The sequence below is a fragment of the Massilia pseudoviolaceinigra genome, assembly GCF_030846505.1.
Taxonomy (GTDB): Bacteria; Pseudomonadota; Gammaproteobacteria; order Burkholderiales; family Burkholderiaceae_D; genus Telluria_A; species Telluria_A violaceinigra.
The window spans coordinates 1-16,547 of sequence record NZ_JAVCWL010000038.1; the positions used below are offsets into that span (position 1 = coordinate 1).

The following is a 16,547-nucleotide window of genomic DNA, read 5'->3' on the forward strand; positions in this document are numbered from 1 at the left end:
CAATTAGAAACAAATGCTTGATGAGAACGAAAAAAGTGCCGCACCAGTGGTACCGACCCGCTCAGGCAATGAAAAAGTTTCGATTCGGAGGTCTGACCCCGGTTAGGCAACGAAAAAGTTTCGAGTCAGAGCTCTGACCCCGGTTGGGAAACAATGGGCAGGGCGTCGGCCAGTTGGCGGCCGAACAGCGTACGCGACCATTGCTGGCGGCTGCCGATCACGTACAGGCGCCGCTTGGCTCTGGTCGCGGCAACGTTGATGATGTTGGGCCGGCCAGCGGCCCAGTTGCGCGCTTCGTTGGTCTTGCCGCCGAGGACGAATACCACCGTCTCGCACTCTTTTCCCTGGAAGGTATGCACCGTGCCCACGTGCCCGTGCAGCCATTTGGCGATGGCCTCGTCGTCCGCCTCGCCTGCCCACTCGTCGGCGCATGCCCGCAGCAGCCCCGTCAGCTCTTGCGCCACCGATTTGAACGGCGAGATCAGGAACAGGTCCGGCAAGCCGTGCGCCTTGTCGACCCAGCCGTTGCTGGCGTAGCGCACCACGATGCCGGCAGCAACCGCGCCTTCGCGCTCGTTGTAGTGCTCCTCGAACTCGCCGCCGGCGATGTCGTGCCAGCACGATGGACCGAGCAGCGGCCGCAGCGCGGTGACTTGTTCTTCCTCGGCACGCGCCGGGCCGTAGACCATCTTGGCGTTGTAGGCAATCTGGTTCGACAGCGAAAACATCGGGTCGGCGCAGCGCCGGTGCACGCGCAGCGGCGCGCCGACCCACAGGTCGCTGCCGTCGTACTGCACCACGTTGGCGCCGAAGCGGTTGCCGCGGTCGGCCAGGTGCTGGGCCGAATACGCGGTCAGCTGGTGCTCGGCCGGGGCCTGGTGGTAGCTGAGGATGCCGTAGTCGAGCTTCTTGTCCATCGCGACCACCGGTTCGACCTGCAGCGGGTCGCCGACGATCAGCGCGCGCTTCGAGCGCCAGATGGCGCCCAGCGCGTGCGATGGCACCGCCTGGCCGGCTTCATCCACCAGCAGCAGCCCGATTTCTCCTTCGCCAAGGTCGGCGAAGCAGCGCGATACCGATGCGAACGTGCTCGACACCACCGGCACGGCCAGGAAGAAGGTGGCCCACAAGTGGCGCGCCATGGCCGCCAGGTGCGGCTGGATGTAGCCTTCCTGCGCCAGCATGGCCAGCGCCAGGCGGAAATTGGTTTCGAACGGCTTGCCGGCATGCTTGAGGAACGCCTTGTGCAGCTGCATGGCGGCGACGAACACCGTGGCGCGCGCCGCGTGGTACTTGGCGTTGCTGCGCGGCAGGGACTTCTGTTGCTGCTCGACCGGCAGCGCGGCAAACGCGGCCGGGTCGAAGGCGGCTTCGCCCAAGGTGGCGGCGAGCGCGTCGAGGCGCTGGCGGACGGTGCGCAGCGCCGCGGTGTGCGTGGCAGCGTCGGCCCGGGCCGCCTGCCAGTGCGCCGCGCAGGTGCTGGCGCTGGTGAGCGCTTCCAGGCGCGCCACTTTCAGGCGCGCGCGCTCGCTGCGCAGGCCGTCGTACTCGTCCGATAATGCCTGCTGGCGCGACTGGAATCCGGCGAATTTTGCCTTGTTAAAAAAGCGCGCCAGCAACTGGCGCCAGGCCGGCCATTCGGTGGCGTGCAGTTCGCGTTCCTGCAGATTGGTGGCGATGGCCGAGGCATTGCCGGCGGTATCGGTATCGAGCGTGGCCAGCGCCGCGTTGGCATCCTCGTTGCGCTGGCGTGCCGCGGCGGCGGCGCCGTCAAAAGCCGCGCTCAGCTCGCGCGCCGCCTTCCATTCCGGCAGCGCGCTGTCGTAATCGAGGATGGCGGCCTGGATCGCTTCGACCTCGGCCACAGCCTCGTTGAAACGGGTGCGCGCCGCTTCCCAGTTGAGCGAGGCGCCGGCGGCGGCGAGCTGTTTCGCCAGGCCGAACTCCTTGAAGGCGCTGAGGCGGTTGGCCACCAGGCTGCGGTTTGCCATCTTGCCGAGGGGGACCGAAATCAGGCCCCAGCAGCGAATCTTGCCATGGTCTTCGTCGGTATCGTTGTCCTCTGGCGTGTCGACGTCGGCCTCGCCCGGCACCTTTTTCTTTTCTTCGTTGAGAATCGATTCGGCGCTGGCGGCAAAATAGTCGAACGGTTCGCCGTCCACCAGCAGCGCCTGCGGCGCCACCTTCTTGATGCTGGGCAGGTCGAGCGTGATGTTTTCGACGGCCTTGTTGTTTTCGCTGGCGACCACGATGCCGGTGTCCAGCAGGCGCTCATCGATGTGAAAGCATGGCCCCTTGTAGGCGACGCCGCTGCTGTTGGCCGGATACTCCACCTGCTGCGGCGAGCGCGCAAACGCCGCTTCCGGATTGGCGAATTGCACCAGAATCCTGGCGCGCTCGACCACGCGGGCGGCGATGATGTCCATCAGCAGGGTAGTCTTGCCGGTGCCGGGCGGGCCGTTGACCGAAAAGATGCCGCCGTCGGCCAGGGTTTCCAGGCCGATGTTGACGGCCACCTGCTGCATCAGGAACAGCGGAAACTCGGTCGGCCAGCGTCCCAGCGGAAAACGGCGCGGATCGAGCGCGGCGTTGACCGAGGCGGGACGGGTGATGTCAAGGCGGGCGTCGCTACGTCGCGCGTCGCCACGCCGGGCGTCGCCACGCCGGGCGTCGCCACGCTCGTGGCCGTCGAGGTAAGCCTGGATCTGGGCCGAACCGGTGCCGTGCTCGGCCTCCTGGCGCATGCGGTCGAGGTCGTCGAGATAGAAAGAATTGACCGGGTCCATCTCCGGCTCACGCGAAAATTTCTTGCCGCGGCGGTCGACCAGCGTGACCTCGTGCGCGCACAGCTGGGCGCGCGCGAGCAGGGTGCGCGGCTTCCAGTCCAACTCGCTGATGAGGAAGTCGGTGACTTCGTCGAACCAGTCGGCGTCGGCGATGCCGTGGTTGCCCATGGCCAGTTCGTGCAGCTTGTTCTTCAGGCCGAACAAGGTCACGCCGTAGCCGATCCGGGTCTTGTTTTTCTTTTCCGCGAAGGCGACGGCGAACGCGGCCAGCTGCAGCGTGTCGACACTGGGCCTGCCGTCCGAACCGATCTCGATGGCGCACAGGAAGGTGTTGCCCTTGGCCGGATGGACGTGGTTGCCGCTGAATTTTTCCTCGGCCGCCTCGAGCGGGAACATCTCCACCAGTTCCGCTTCCAGCACGCCTTTCTCGACCAGGCCGAACCAGACGAAATACTTGTGCCGGCCGTGCGGCGCGTCGTCCGCCAGCGTGCCGCGGGGCGCCGGCAGCCACGGCAGCTTCTCGTCGTAGCGCTTGAAAAAGGCGGGCCGCTTGCCGGATCTGGGAACATCCGGATACATGAGCGCTTCGACATCGAACCAGTATCGAAGCGTGTTGACATACTGTGCAGGCATAGGATTTTTCCGGGAGCGTGGCTGCCCGGTGAACACGCCGGCAGCCATCATGCATGACCGTGCGGGGGCGGCCATTTGACAAGGCGGGATTGTAACTTCACCAAGGGAAAAACATGCGCCGATTTCACAATGGCGCACGCTGCCGGCGGTTGCCGCTCTCCTTGCCGGCCCGGCGCTATCCGGCGCGGCGCTGTCCGGCGCGGCGCTATCCTATCCGGCGTAGTTGACCGGGCTGCCGGCCAGCGGCGCGTGCGCGTCGCCGGGGACCGCGCTGGCGCTGGCCTCGTCGACCATGTGTGCGTATCCGCTGAAGTCGGCTACCTCGAAGCCGAACGGCAGGCGCGTGGCGGCCTTGTCGTAATTGGCGTGCGGGCGCACGGCCTGGGTCAGGTCCTCGCGGTTCCAACCGGTAGCGATCGCATGGGCGATCAGGCGGCCCTGCTTCTTGGCAATCGGCGCCGGGCTGCCCCACAGCGCCGGCGCGCCGGTGAACCACAGGCCCGGGTAGCGCGCATGCAGCACGTTGCCGACCAGCTGCTGCGGCACCTCGCTGCCCTCGGCCAGGATCGACTGGCTCTGGTAGCCGGTGCAGCAGACGATCACGTCGGCATCGCAGCTGCTGCCATCGACAAAATGGACGCTGCGTTCGGCGACGTGCGCCAGTGCCGGGCGCAGCGGCACCATGCCGCTGCGCACCGGCCCGAGCATGGCGTCGCTGACGGTGATGCGCTGGCGTCCCACGTCGATTTCGTGGCTGGACGGGTCGACCGCATGGCCGACCGCCCCGTGGACGCGGCACGCTTCCCACAGCCTGGCCTGGTAGCTGTGGCGGTAGGCATCCTTGAGCGCGCGCGTGGCCACATCGATCGGGCTGCCGTAAATCAGGCGCGGCACCAGCCAGGTCGGACTGCGGCCCGACAGCACCAGTTGCTGCGCTACCGGAAACAGCCTGGCCGCGCACTCCATGGCCGTATTGCCCAGGCCGACGATCAGCACGCGCTGGCCGGCAAAGCGGCTGATGTCGCGCACGTCGGACGAATGGATGATGCGGCCCGCGAAGTCCGCCGCCCCGGCGATGTCAGGCATCTGCGGCGTGTGGTACAGCCCGCCCGCGTACACCACCTGCTCGAAGTGGCGCAGCAGGGGCGGGGCGGCCTGGTCCGCGCTGGCGATCAGCAGGTCGGCGCCACCCGAATGCAGCGACGGCGTCACGCACAGCACCTTGGTCGAGGTGAAGATGCGGGAAGCCAGGCCCTGGCGCTTGATGGTGTCGAGGCATTGTTCGGTGTACGCGGCCCAGCTGCCGGCTTCCGGGCGCGACAGCGGCAGTTGCGCGGCCGCATTCTGGACCAGGTCCGGGTAAATCGTCGACAGCGGATCCTTGCCCCACAGCCCGCCGGGCTGCGAGCGCGCCTCGAACAGGACCGGGTCCAGGCCGCGTTGCAGCATCTCGGCGGCACAGGCCAGAGCACTGCTGCCGGCGCCGATGATGGCGATGCGGGGCCGGTTCAGTGCGCCGCCGGCGACGCGCGCGGCCAGGTCGGCGAAGGTGGGCAAAGCGGCGCTCACCGGCACAGCTCCGCGCGGCCCATGGCACAGGGCGCAGTGTAACCGGCCGGTAAGGCCAATTGCCCGGATCGGGACATCACATCAATAGATCGACATGTCGACATTGTATTCACCACTCGCAGGACGGATAAATGAAACGGCCGGCCTTTTGCGCCGGCCGGGAACGCGCAGTTAATGCCGGATGCGGCATTTTTGCGAAATATTGTTATTTCGCCGGGGCGATTAAAAACGATTTGGCATCGGAGTGTCAATCAATATTGCACACATATTACCAATCGCAATTTATGTCGCATAAGAAAATGCGCTAAGTAATTGAATTTAAACGGGTTGGGTTTTCGCTTCTATTTTATGGTGTTGTTGTTGCGCCAATTGAGATGTTGAAAATTAGATCACTCCCGACTGCCTTCCCGGGGCTAGACGGCGAAGTATATGTATAGACACGAAACCCCTCGATTAATTAATTGAACATTAATTGTTATGGTAAAAAGACCATATTTTTCACGGCCTTGTCATATTCATCTGCCTGTTTATTAAGCTGAGTGCGCTTGAATATGCAGCAATGGAATGTGCGGAACGGCGGGTGCTATGCTAAAACGGACAATAAAGGGTTGTATTTACGCATATTCAGCAAAGTTATTGATCTACCTCATGTCGGGGAGAAAAAACCGCCGTCCGGATCACGCTTGGCGCGGCCGGAACCCGGTCCGATCAAAAATGACCGTTTGGAAACTAGTTAATCGATTGCAGGCTATGATGACTATCCATCGCACATATTTGAGGAGTCATTGAATGGTTGAGGCAATCCGCGTTCCCGACATAGTTCCGCTCGAACACATCCTGCCGGATGAACCCTTGCTGATGATGGGCGCGGGCCCGGTGCCGATTCCGGCCGCCGTGGCGGCCGCCAATTCGATCGTCATCAACCACCTCGGCGACACCATGAACCAGGTGATCGCGCAGGTGAAGGAGATGGGGCGCTACGTCTTCCAGACCCGTTCCTCGCACGTGATGGGGGTTGGCGGGCCGGGCTCGGCGGCGATGGAAATGGCGATCGCCAACCTGGTCCATCCGGGCGACAAGGTTTTATGCATCTGCAACGGCTACTTCAGCAAGCGCATGGCCGAGATGGTCAGCCGCGTGCGCGGCGAGCCGACCTTGCTGCACATCGACAACAACGAAAGCGCGAGCGTCGAACTGGTGCAGCGCGAACTGGCCAAGGGCAACTATGCCGCCATCACCCTGGTGCAGGGCGAAACCTCGAACACGGTGTGCAACCACAGCCTGGGCAGCATCGCGCGCATGGCGCACGAGCACGGCTGCCTGGTGATTGTCGATGCCGTCTGCACCCTGAGCACGATGACGCTCGACATGGATGCCTGGCAGGTCGACGCGGTCATCACGGGCGGGCAGAAGGGGCTGTCCTCGATTCCGGGCGTGTCGCTGCTGGCGTTCTCGGAACATGCCTGGGCCAACAAGATTGCCTCGCGCAGCCACCAGCCCTACCACTGGTGCCTCGACGCCCAGCTGGCCGACCAGTTCTGGAACCAGAAGTCGTATCACTACACGGCGCCGGTATCGGGCATCCTGGCCCTGCACGAAGCGCTGCGCCTGGTCTGCGCCGAAACCCTGCCGCGCCGCTTCGCGCGCCACCAGCAATGCTCGGAAGCGCTGCAGGCCGGCATCGAAGCGCTGGGGCTGGCATTGCTGGTGCCCAAGCAGCACCGGCTCAATTCCGTGATCGGCATCGTCACGCCCGATCATGTATCGTCCGACGTGGTGCGGGCGCACATGTCGCGCGTGCACAAGGTTGAAATTTCCGGCGCGTTCGGCCTGAACATCCTGCGCATCGGCCAGATGGGCGAGCAGAGCCGCGCGCACAACCTGTTCCGCACCCTGCACGCCTTCGGTTCCAGCATGCAGGCTGGCGGCGCCAGCCTCGACCTGCCGGCTGGCATGGCCGAACTGGAACGCTCGCTGTCGCGCCATGCGATCGCGCAGGGCGCAAGCTAGTATCTGACATCTCGTAGCGCGATCTCGGGTGAACCTGCGCGGCGCCATGCTGTCCAACCCTGAACCACTCGGGAGACGACCATGGCGCATGCAAACCCCATCCAGATTCAAAAATTCCTCAAGGGCGTGGACTATCCGGCCAACAAGGCCGCCCTGCTCGCCAACGCCAAAAAGCTCGGCGCCGATGAGAACGTGTGCGCGTCGCTCGACGCGCTGCCCGACGACGAGTTCCAGACGCCGGCCGAGGTCAGCCAGGCGTTCAGGGGGCCCGACGACGACGATTGAACGGCTACGGGAACTTCGGGCACGCTCTGGCGCTCCAAGCTGTACCTGGTTGCGCTGGCATCCGGATGTACACCCCGAGGAGAGTGGCGATGCTCAAGGAGTTCGATGCCGTATCGTTGTTGCAGTGGCACGACGCGCAACTGGACGATGCCTGCTTGCCGGCCCCGGCCGACAGTGTGCTGTGGCGCTGGGTCGAGGCCAATCACCATCACAACCACCTGTTGTGGGATGAGGAAGACCGCGCGCGCCGCACCGATGCCGGCAACGCCGCCATTGCCGCCAGCAAGCGCCTGATCGACCGCCATAACCAGTTGCGCAACGATGCGGTCGAAGCGATCGACGAAGCGCTGCTCGCGCAGCTCGACGGCGCGCTGCCCCAGCCCGGCGCGCGCCTGAGCAGCGAGACGGCGGGCGCCATGATCGACCGGCTGTCCATCCTCGCGCTCAAGATTTTCCACATGCGTGCGCAGACCCGCCGCACCGAGGCGGGCGCGGAGCACGTGAGCGCCTGCCTGGCCAGGCTGCAGCGGCTGGTGCTGCAGCGGCACGACCTGGCTTGCTGCCTCGACCGCCTGCTTGCCGAAGTCGCCAGCGGGCATGCCTACTTCAAGGTCTACCGCCAGTTCAAGATGTACAACGACCCCGCGCTCAATCCCTGGCTGTACGGAGCCGCGCCGCGCCGGGACCGCAGCGGGACTGCGCCATGAGCGACGGCCGCATCGATGTGCTGATTCCGACCTGCAATCGCGCGGCGTCGCTGGCGGTGACCTTGACGGCGCTGGCATCGCAAACGGCGCGCAATCTGCGCATCGTGGTGTCCGACCAGTCCGATGGCGAGGGCGCCGCCGCCAGCGCCGAAGTGCGCGCCGTGCTGCGCTACCTTGCGGCGCGCGGAGTGCCGGTCGACATGCTGCGCCACCTGCCGCGGCGTGGCATGGCCGAGCAGCGCGCCTTTCTGCTGGCGCAGGCAGCGGCGCCCTGGTGCCTGTTTCTCGACGACGACGTCATCATCGAAAGCGACCTGATCGAGCGTCTGGCGTACACCATGCGGCAGCAGCGCTGCGGCTTTGTCGGCAGCGCCCTGCACGGCCTCAGTCATCGGCACGACTGGCGGCCGCATCAGCAAGCCATCGAATTCTGGGAAGGGCAGGTCGAACCGGAACTGGTCGTGCCCGGCGGCAGCGCCTGGGAACGGCATCATTTGCACAGCGCGGCCAACCTGTTCCACGTGCAGGCGCAACTGGGCATCGGACGCGACGCAACGCGGCCGTACCGGGTTGCCTGGATCGGCGGTTGCGTGCTGTTCGACACGGCCAAACTGCGCGCCGCCGGCGGGTTCGATTTCTGGAAGGAGCTGCCGCCGGAACACTGCGGTGAGGACGTGCTGGCACAACTGCGCGTGATGGCGTGCTCGGGCGGGTGCGGCATCATTCCGTCCGGTGCCTATCATATGGAGTTGCCGACCACCGTGGTGTCGCGCTGGGTCGACGCACCCAGGGTGTTGCTGTGAAGAGCGGGCAGCACGCGCGGCTGGCCCGTGTGCGCAAGATCGTCGTGCTGCGTCCGAACGCGCTCGGTGATTTCGTGTTCTGCCTGCCGGCCTTGCATGCACTCAAGCACAGTTATCCGGAGGCGCAGTTGTTGTACATCGGCTTGCCGTGGCACTCGGCGTTTCTGGAGGGGCGGCCGGGGCCGGTCGATGCCGTGGCCATCATGCCACCGTATCCCGGCATGGGTGTGTGCGGGCAAGACGATGCCGATCCCTGCGCCGTCGAGGCGTTTGTGGAAAACCTGCGCATGAGCGGGATCGATCTCGCCATCCAGCTGTTCGGCGGCGGGCGCCACGCCAACCCGTTCATCCGGCGGCTCGGCGCGCGCCTGGCGGTGGGCATGTGCGCGGGCGATGCCGAGCCGCTGGACCGCAATGTCCGGCATGACGGGCTGGTCAACCGGCGATTGCAACTGCTGGAAGTGGCGGCCCTGGCCGGTGCCGCGGCCTGGCCGATGCGGCGCGAGCTTGACGTTTCCGAGGACGATCTTGCCCAGGCAGCGCTGCTGCTGCCGCCGACGCGCGACCGGCCGCTGGTGTTGCTGCAGCCGGGGGCGAGCGACCCTCGGCGGCGCTGGCCGGTCGGGCGTTTTGCGGCGCTGGCCGATCTGCTGGTGACTGAAGGCGCCATCGTCGCGGTGAATGGCAGCGCGCAGGAAGCGCCGCTGGTACGCGAGCTTATCGGGGCGATGCGCCATCCGGCGATTGATCTGAGCGGCAAGGCGTCGCTCGGTGCCTTGTGCGGGATTCTGGCGCGCAGCACGCTGGTGGTATCGAACGATACCGGCCCGCTGCACCTGGCGCTGGCGATTGGCACGCCTGCCGTGGGCATTTACTGGCTGACCAACCTGATCGAATCCGGGCCGCTGCGGCAGGACGGCCATCGCGCCGCGGTATCGCTGCGCGTGCACTGTCCTGTTTGCGGCGAGGAAAACATCAGGACGCGCTGCGCGCATGATGCGAGCTTTGTTGATGATGTAACGCAGGATGAGGTCAACGGGCTGGCGCTGGGGTTGCTGCGTGCCGGACGCAGCACTGAAGCTCATAGCGTCGGCTCAAGCAGCGTTGGTCACCGGAGTCAGGATTCCCATAGCCGCAACTAAGCTCGCCGTTCCCACCGCTATCGCGTTTGCACCGCTATCGCGGGAAGTCGTTTCTGCCAATGGCAGGAACGACGGGGGTGACCGGAGCGACGGGGCTGACCAGAAAGACGCGGAAGGCAGCCGGAACGACGAAGATGGCAGCCAGAATGACGAAGGGCAGTGCCTGGAATATCAGAAGGTGGCAGTACACAAATGGTATGAAAGCATCATGGCGTAGTGCACGCAAGGCGCATCCGCGCCACCTTCCTCAACGCAGCATCAACAACGCTCTTGCCTGATCCAGCACGGTCTTCGCCTGCTCGCCAAACGGGTCCCATAAACAGCGATGCAATTGCTGGTCGAGCGGCGCCCAGCGCCGGATATCCGCCTTGCTGAAAATAACCACGCTGCGCAGCCTGAGCCCGGCCGCGAGGTGGGACACGCCAGTATCGTTGCAGATCAGGCGCGCACGGCTCATCAGCGCGGCCATCGCGCCGATCGACAAGGGTCCGGCCGCATCGACCGGTGCACGCCGCATCAGGCGCGCCACGGCGGCCGTCAGCGGCACCTCGGCCGGCGAGCCTGTCAGCACCGTTGTCAGCCGTGGCCGGATCGCAAGCTGGTCCGCCACCGCCGCAAACTTCTCCGCCGGCCAGCACTTGTCGGCGCAACGCGCGCCCGGATGAATGCACACGTAGCTGCCGGGCGCCAGTCCGCGCGCCACACCGCTCGCTTCCAGCTCCCGCTCGTCGGCAGCGGTGATCGGAAACTCAAGCTGGGGACCGCACGCCGGCGCACCGAGGCCGGTCGCCAGTTCCAGCAGCCGCAGCGGTTCCGCTCCCGTGTCGGGGAAGGGAATCAGGCATTCATCGCCACGCCCCGGAGCGGCCCCGAATCCCCCCATCGCGCGCGCTCCGAATGCCCGCACGACGGCGTTGCTGTACTGGCCGTTCCCGTGCATCTGCAGCGCCAAATCGAAGCGGCGCGCGCGCATGCCGGCGTAGAAATCATGCAGCTGGTCGAGCCTGGCCGGCTGCTCGGGAAACGCTTCGTGCCCGGGGAACGCAATGAACTCGTCGACATACGCACTGAATCGGCGAACGAACTGGTCCGCCCAGGGCAGGCCGACCAGGCTGATGCGCGAGCGTGGCATGGCCGCCCGCAAGGCGCGCAGTGCCGGCACCGCGCACAGCATATCGCCGAGCTGAAGCGCGCGGAAAATGACCACGCTGGCGTTGTCGTGCCGGGCTAACCAGGAGGATGTCGTCATGGGGTAGTGCCATTGATGTGAACGTCTTTGCCGCCGATTGCGCAGCCCGGCCATGCCCGCGCGGGCACTTCCGGTATGACAGGGCGTTTTCGCATCCGTTCGATGCAGCGCGCGCCAGCTTGATGCAAATCGTATGTGGTGCCGGTTGCGGCTCCCCGGCCTCGCAATCCGTGCTTGAAAAATGCGGTATGCTGCCTGCAGTCCACAACACAAAAGGCTGGCCGCATGCTTCAGATGCCATCAACGTTTACGCCGCTGATCACGGCGCAATCGCACTCCGATCCGGTGACGTTTGTCTTCCATGGCAGCCGCCTGCTGCTGCGCGAAGCGGACCTGGGTATTCCCTCCGTAGAAGAGCTTGCCGGCCTGGACATCGCGGGCACGCCGCATCCGGTTGGCATCCTGGGCGGTCGCTATTGCCAGACCGTCTGGCACGCCAGCGAGGAGCTGGCCCTGCCGGGTTACACCTGGCGCAGCATGCGTTCCCTGTTCGGCGGCTTCGACGAGGATCTGCTCAGCGTGGCCGGCCGTGCCAGCCAGATTGCCGAGTGGGCTCGCACCCACCGCTACTGCGGTGCCTGCGCCCAGCCGATGCAGCTTAAAGCCGGCGAGCGCTGCTACGTATGCAGCGCCTGCGGCATGATGGCCTATCCGCGCATTTCACCGGCGATGATGGTGCTGATCCGCAAGGGCGACCATGTCTTGCTGGCGCTGCACGCCGCCTCGCCGAGCAAGCGCTTCACGCCGCTGGCGGGTTTCCTGGAAGCAGGCGAATCGGTGGAAGAAGCGGTGCACCGCGAAGTGTTTGAAGAAGTCGGATTACGGGTCCACAACCTGCAGTACTTTTCGAGCCAGTCGTGGCCGTTTCCCCACTCCCTGATGATTGCCTTCACCGCCGATTATCTGGACGGCGAGATCCGGGTGGACCCCAGCGAAATCGTCGAAGCGCGCTGGTTCGGGCCGAACGACGAATGGCCCGAACGCGTGCCGCACTTTTCCGTATCGACGATCCTGGTCGACGCCCACCGTCCGGACCGCACTGCCTGACGGCGGGCGCTGGCCCTATGGCTTGGGCCCGGTGCCGCGCACCTGGACCGTGCGCTTCATCAGGTCGAACCAGAACGGGGCGCCGAATAGCGCGGTCGAGGCCGTCAGCGCCCAGCCGGCGACACTGAGCGCGAACTCGCGGTTCAATGCCGGGGGAAACTGTTCCCAGCCAATCGGCAAGGTCCACAGCATCTGCAGCGCTTGCGGGTTCATGGTGGCCGGGGCCGCACCAAGCTGGGCCGCCAGCGAGGGATGCGCCCATAGCGTCCTGAACAGGTGGATGCTGTCGATGTTGAACAGCGCCGCCAGCAGCAGCGACAGCAGCACGCTGACCATCATCGAGCGCCGCTTGTAGAGGCCGGACACCCTTTCCATCGCCGTGTCGAACCAGCCTTCCACGGATGCCTGGAAGCGCGCCATGTCGCCTTCCGCGCGCTGGTAGATGCCTTGCAGCGCGCGCTTGATCTGCGGGTCGGTCAGGGCGTCGATGTCGCGTCCGAGCTGGGCGTAGTCGCCCGGAATCGACTCGATGGCGTCGATCAGGGCGATGGCGAAATGCTCGGGCTTGATGTACGACGGTTTGGTTCCGATGTGTTCCTGCTCGGGAAGAGCCGGGTTGCTGTGCGGATTGACCAGCGCGTGGGCGTACAGGGTGCGCGCCAGGGCGTTGAAATTTGGATCGTTGAGCATGCTCTTGATGCCTTCGAGCAGCCCGCGTGCGCGCAGTTTCAGCGCCGACGCCAGCGCTTCCTGCACCGTGCTGACAATCAATGCTACCGTCGCGTAGCAAAAAGTCAGGCCAACCGCCACTTCAAGGACTGTGCTTCCGAACATAGATCCTCCCGATGTGTTTGCCAAGGTTTGCTATCTCCGACGCTAGCCCAAAGCCCAGCCGCACGGCGCCGTTTTGCTCAACAAAAGGAAGCGCCGTGGCGCCCTTGCCACGAATAGGCTGTTAGCGCGGAAACAGTCCGCCGAGCGCGTCCTTCACCCGGTCTTTCAGTTTTTCCTTGCCGCCACTCGGCAGGGCGCCGCGCATCTTTTGCGCCGCCTCGGTGCCCAGTGCCGCCACATCGACCTGCCATGTCATCTGCGCCAGCGGACCGCTCAGGGCGACCGGTACCGTCAGCCCGTTCAAGGTGCCAACTGCGGGTCCATCCTGGCCCGTGAGGCTCGCTACCACCGTGCAGCGCAGGCGGGCATCGATGGTGGCGTGCGCCAGGTCGATCCGGCCGTCGCCGCCGATGCGCAGCAGCGGTGTGCTCGCCGAAAAATCCTTGTTGTGGGCAACGCCGCTGTCGATGCGGAACGTCGCGCTCAATTCGCTGAAACCGGTCGAGTCGGCACCGCTGCCCACGCCTGCGGCAGCCTTGGCTTCGCGCACCATCCGGCCCAGGTCGATGCCGCCGATGACGCCGTCGCGCAGCCGCAGCGCTGCCGTGCCGCCGAGCGCCTCGCGCAGGGCCATCGTGCCGGCGCCGCGCGTGGTCAGGTCGAGCTGGACGTCGCCGCGTCCTGTCAGCGGCGTCTTGCCGGTAGCATCAAGCAGCAGGGCGCCGAGCGAGATGCCGCGCAGGTCTTGTACCAGCGCCATGCGCGGACTGCTGGCGTCGCCCGTGAAATCGAGGCTCAGCGAGCCGTTGCCGTTGCCGCCGTACAGCGTGGCCGAGAGCGGCTTGATGGTGGTCTTGCCGGCATCGGCCAGCAGCACCGCGTGCACGTTCGCGGCGCGCAGGCCGCCCGCCGTCAGTTCGCCCACCTGCAAGGTGCCGCTGGCGCGCAGCCGGGCCAGGGCCGACAGGTCGAGCGGCTGGTCTGGCGCTGCGTCGCCGGCTGGCGGCGCGGATGGCGCGTGCGCAAGATAGCGCGCCATGTCGAGGCGGTCGATATCGATGTCGAGCTGCAGCATGCCGTCGCGCAATGCGCCCTTGCCGCTGACCGCGCTGTCATCGATCTTGCCTTTGAGCGCGGCGGCGATGGCGTTCTTGCCGAAGTCGATCTCGATGCTGCCTTTCAATTTGGCGCGCGACTCGATCCCCGCCCGGCTCGACAGGTCGAGATTGGCGTCCAGTTCCGTCATCGCTACCCGGCGCGTGTCGCGGTCGAGCGCAAAGCCGCTCTCGAAAATCAGTACGGTGTTGAGCGCCGGCTTGTCCACGCCGATATTGGCCGACAGCGCGACCCGGCTCGGCACGCCGTGCGCGATCGGGCCGGAATCGATGTTCAGGCGCGCGATGTCAAAGACGCGTCCGGCCTTGCGGTCGTCGAAGCGCAGATGGGCGTTGTCGACGCGAATGCTGTCGACCGCGAAACGGATGCGGGCCGGTCCGGCGCCGGCGTTTCCGGCCGCGCCGGCACGCTCGCCGGCGTTGGGTTTGACGCGCGCGGCGGTCAGGTCGTCGATGTTCATGCTGCCGTCGGCCTGGCGCACCAGGGTGGCGCGCATGCCGCGCAGTTCGATGCGGTCGATCACGACTTCCTGGCGCAGCAGCAGCGGCACCAGCGCGAACGACAGGCGCACGCTGTCGAGCGCGGCGAATTCGCCCTTGCCGCCCAGTTCCGACAGGCTGGCCTTGCCGAGGTGCACGCCGAGGCGCGGATACACAGCCAGCCGGATATCGCCGCCGATGCTCAGGGTGCGGTGCGTTTTTTCATGCACCCGCTCGACGATGGCGCTCTTGTAGGCGTTCGGATCGAACCGGGCCGCCAGGATGCCCAGGGCGCTGCCCAGCACCAGCACGGTGGCGCCCAGCGCGATGACGGCGATCCTGATGCGTGCTTGCATGACGAAACTCGGAGGCGGGAAAGGCGTCGAGTGTAGCACCGGGCAGGCCCGCCGGCATGCCCCGGTTTTGGATATACTTTCGCCATTTTCAATATTCACGGGACAGACCATGGCCAACGATGCCAACGCGCAGACAACCACCGTCATCGGCTGGCATCATGATCCGGACGCCGCTTTTGCCCAGGCGCGCGCGGCGGCCAAGCCGGTGTTCCTCTACTGGGGCGCCGGGTGGTGTCCGCCGTGCAACCGGCTCAAGGCGGCGGTGCTGTCGCAACCCGGCTTTGCCGCGCTGGCGCCATCGTTCGTGCCGCTGCACGTCGATGGCGACGCCGCCGGCGCCCAGCGTGCCGCCGATCGCCTGCATCTGCGCAGCTACCCGACCCTGGTGCTGTACCGCCCCGACGGCACCGAAATCACGCGCCTGCCGTGCGAACTGGCCGGTCCGCGCTTTCTTGAAATGCTGCAATTGGCGCTGACGGCGCCGTTCACGGCGGCGCAATCGCTGCGGGACGCCCTGTCGGGCCAGCGCGCCTTGTCGGCCGACGAATGGCGCCTGCTCGCTTTTTATTCCTGGGATACCGATGAAGGCCAACTGCTGGCCGGGCGCGACCTGGCCGCCACACTGGCCGCCCTGTGCGTTGCCTGCACCCTGCCCGAGCCGGCGCTGCGCCTGGCCTGGCACGCGCTGCACGCCGCCGGATCGCCCAACCAGCCGGATGGGCTGGACATGCTGCTGCGCACGCTGGCCGACCCGCAGGCGGTGCTGGCGCATGTCGATCTGGTGATTAACTACGCGGTCGACCTGGTGCGCGCACTGACGGCGCCGCAGTCGGAGCAGCGCATGGTTTTGAGCACGGCATGGTCAGCGGCGCTGCAGCGGCTTGAGTCGTCCGAGGCGCTGGACCCGGCCGATCAGCTGGCGGCCTTGCGCGTGCGGGTGCGCATGGCGCGCCTCGGCAGCCCTGTTGCCGGCCTGAACGCACTGCTGCGCGAGCGGGGTGCCAGCGCGCTGGCGGGCGCGCAAGAACCGGCGCTGCGCCATCACGTGATCAATACCGCGGCCGGCGCGTTCTCCGATGCCGGCTTGCTCGACGACGCCGATGCGCTCCTGCGCGCCGCGCTGCCCGGCTCGCACGCGCCTTTCTACTTCATGCACAATCTGGCCGCCGTCGCCAAGAAACGTGGCGATATTTCCGCCATGCTCGACTGGTACCAGCAAGCCTGGGAACAGGCCAGTGGCCCCGCCACGCGATTGCAATGGGGCGCCACCTGCCTGCTGGCGCTGATCGATGCGACGCCGGATGACAGGGAGCGCATCGGCCGCCTCGCCGTCGCGCTGCTGCCCGAGGTGGACGGCATGACGGACGCCAACTGCCGCCGCAACGGCACCCAGCTCGCACGCATGCTGAACAAGCTGAGCGCCTTGAATGCTTCCAGCGAGCAAGTCGAAAAACTTAAGCAGGGCTTACTGATCAGAGTCAACGAATAAATTTAGGGAACCTGTTCCAGATCAGACCCTCAAACAAGATTT

Annotated in this window: 12 protein-coding genes; 7 read left to right on the top strand and 5 right to left on the bottom strand. The window is 65.9% G+C overall.

What is annotated here, in order from left to right; all coding sequences use genetic code 11:
- Nucleotides 1-125: 125 nt before the first annotated feature.
- Complete coding sequence (locus RBA40_RS28025; protein ID WP_306651717.1) at nucleotides 126-3,419, bottom strand: DEAD/DEAH box helicase; 3,294 nt, start codon at nucleotides 3,417-3,419, stop codon at nucleotides 126-128.
- A 210-nt stretch (nucleotides 3,420-3,629) separates the two neighbouring features.
- Nucleotides 3,630-4,988: a flavin-containing monooxygenase gene (locus RBA40_RS28030; protein ID WP_306651719.1), complete on the bottom strand. Its 1,359-nt coding sequence runs from the start codon at nucleotides 4,986-4,988 to the stop codon at nucleotides 3,630-3,632.
- Nucleotides 4,989-5,777: 789 nt separating this feature from the next.
- Here RBA40_RS28030 and RBA40_RS28035 point away from each other — a divergent pair.
- From RBA40_RS28035 to RBA40_RS28055, 5 genes are all read left to right on the top strand, one after another.
- Entirely contained in the window at nucleotides 5,778-6,998 is a 1,221-nt protein-coding gene (locus tag RBA40_RS28035; RefSeq protein ID WP_306651720.1) for a pyridoxal-phosphate-dependent aminotransferase family protein, read from the top strand.
- A gap of 81 nt (nucleotides 6,999-7,079) precedes the next feature.
- Nucleotides 7,080-7,283, top strand: coding sequence for a DUF2795 domain-containing protein (locus RBA40_RS28040; RefSeq protein ID WP_306651721.1), 204 nt, complete (start codon nucleotides 7,080-7,082; stop codon nucleotides 7,281-7,283).
- 89 nt (nucleotides 7,284-7,372) lie between these two features.
- Nucleotides 7,373-7,990 carry a DUF4254 domain-containing protein gene (locus RBA40_RS28045; RefSeq protein WP_306651722.1) on the top strand — a complete coding sequence of 206 codons (618 nt, stop codon included), beginning with the start codon at nucleotides 7,373-7,375 and terminating at the stop codon, nucleotides 7,988-7,990.
- Nucleotides 7,987-8,793 carry a glycosyltransferase family 2 protein gene (locus tag RBA40_RS28050; protein ID WP_306651724.1) on the top strand — a complete coding sequence of 269 codons (807 nt, stop codon included), beginning with the start codon at nucleotides 7,987-7,989 and terminating at the stop codon, nucleotides 8,791-8,793. Before RBA40_RS28045 ends, RBA40_RS28050 begins: the two co-directional genes overlap by 4 nt.
- Before the next feature lie 29 nt (nucleotides 8,794-8,822).
- Nucleotides 8,823-9,935: a glycosyltransferase family 9 protein gene (locus RBA40_RS28055; protein WP_306651726.1), complete on the top strand. Its 1,113-nt coding sequence runs from the start codon at nucleotides 8,823-8,825 to the stop codon at nucleotides 9,933-9,935.
- A gap of 247 nt (nucleotides 9,936-10,182) precedes the next feature.
- On the opposite strand, the gene RBA40_RS28060 is transcribed toward RBA40_RS28055, so the two are convergent.
- On the bottom strand, nucleotides 10,183-11,184 hold the full coding sequence (locus RBA40_RS28060) for a glycosyltransferase family 9 protein (protein ID WP_306651728.1): 1,002 nt from the start codon (nucleotides 11,182-11,184) through the stop codon (nucleotides 10,183-10,185).
- Nucleotides 11,185-11,409: 225 nt separating this feature from the next.
- Here RBA40_RS28060 and nudC point away from each other — a divergent pair, with 225 nt between their 5' ends.
- Nucleotides 11,410-12,231, top strand: coding sequence for an NAD(+) diphosphatase (nudC, locus tag RBA40_RS28065; protein WP_306651729.1), 822 nt, complete (start codon nucleotides 11,410-11,412; stop codon nucleotides 12,229-12,231).
- A gap of 15 nt (nucleotides 12,232-12,246) precedes the next feature.
- Here the strand turns inward: nudC and RBA40_RS28070 are convergent, their stop codons facing one another.
- Nucleotides 12,247-13,065, bottom strand: a complete 819-nt coding sequence (locus RBA40_RS28070) for a hypothetical protein (protein ID WP_306651731.1) — start codon at nucleotides 13,063-13,065, stop codon at nucleotides 12,247-12,249.
- Nucleotides 13,066-13,186: 121 nt separating this feature from the next.
- Entirely contained in the window at nucleotides 13,187-15,016 is a 1,830-nt protein-coding gene (locus RBA40_RS28075) for an AsmA family protein (RefSeq protein ID WP_306651733.1), read from the bottom strand.
- Between the two features lie 109 nt (nucleotides 15,017-15,125).
- Between RBA40_RS28075 and RBA40_RS28080 the strand changes: the two genes are divergently transcribed.
- Nucleotides 15,126-16,505: a thioredoxin family protein gene (locus RBA40_RS28080; RefSeq protein WP_306651735.1), complete on the top strand. Its 1,380-nt coding sequence runs from the start codon at nucleotides 15,126-15,128 to the stop codon at nucleotides 16,503-16,505.
- Nucleotides 16,506-16,547: the final 42 nt, after the last annotated feature.

Coding starts and splice junctions, on each gene's coding strand:
- RBA40_RS28025 (WP_306651717.1), bottom strand. CDS start 3,419: ATGCCTGCACAGTATGTCAACACGCTTCGATACTGGTTCGATGTCGAA.
- RBA40_RS28035 (WP_306651720.1), top strand. CDS start 5,778: ATGGTTGAGGCAATCCGCGTTCCCGACATAGTTCCGCTCGAACACATC.
- RBA40_RS28040 (WP_306651721.1), top strand. CDS start 7,080: ATGGCGCATGCAAACCCCATCCAGATTCAAAAATTCCTCAAGGGCGTG.
- RBA40_RS28045 (WP_306651722.1), top strand. CDS start 7,373: ATGCTCAAGGAGTTCGATGCCGTATCGTTGTTGCAGTGGCACGACGCG.
- RBA40_RS28050 (WP_306651724.1), top strand. CDS start 7,987: ATGAGCGACGGCCGCATCGATGTGCTGATTCCGACCTGCAATCGCGCG.
- RBA40_RS28060 (WP_306651728.1), bottom strand. CDS start 11,184: ATGACGACATCCTCCTGGTTAGCCCGGCACGACAACGCCAGCGTGGTC.
- nudC (WP_306651729.1), top strand. CDS start 11,410: ATGCTTCAGATGCCATCAACGTTTACGCCGCTGATCACGGCGCAATCG.
- RBA40_RS28070 (WP_306651731.1), bottom strand. CDS start 13,065: ATGTTCGGAAGCACAGTCCTTGAAGTGGCGGTTGGCCTGACTTTTTGC.
- RBA40_RS28075 (WP_306651733.1), bottom strand. CDS start 15,016: ATGCAAGCACGCATCAGGATCGCCGTCATCGCGCTGGGCGCCACCGTG.
- RBA40_RS28080 (WP_306651735.1), top strand. CDS start 15,126: ATGGCCAACGATGCCAACGCGCAGACAACCACCGTCATCGGCTGGCAT.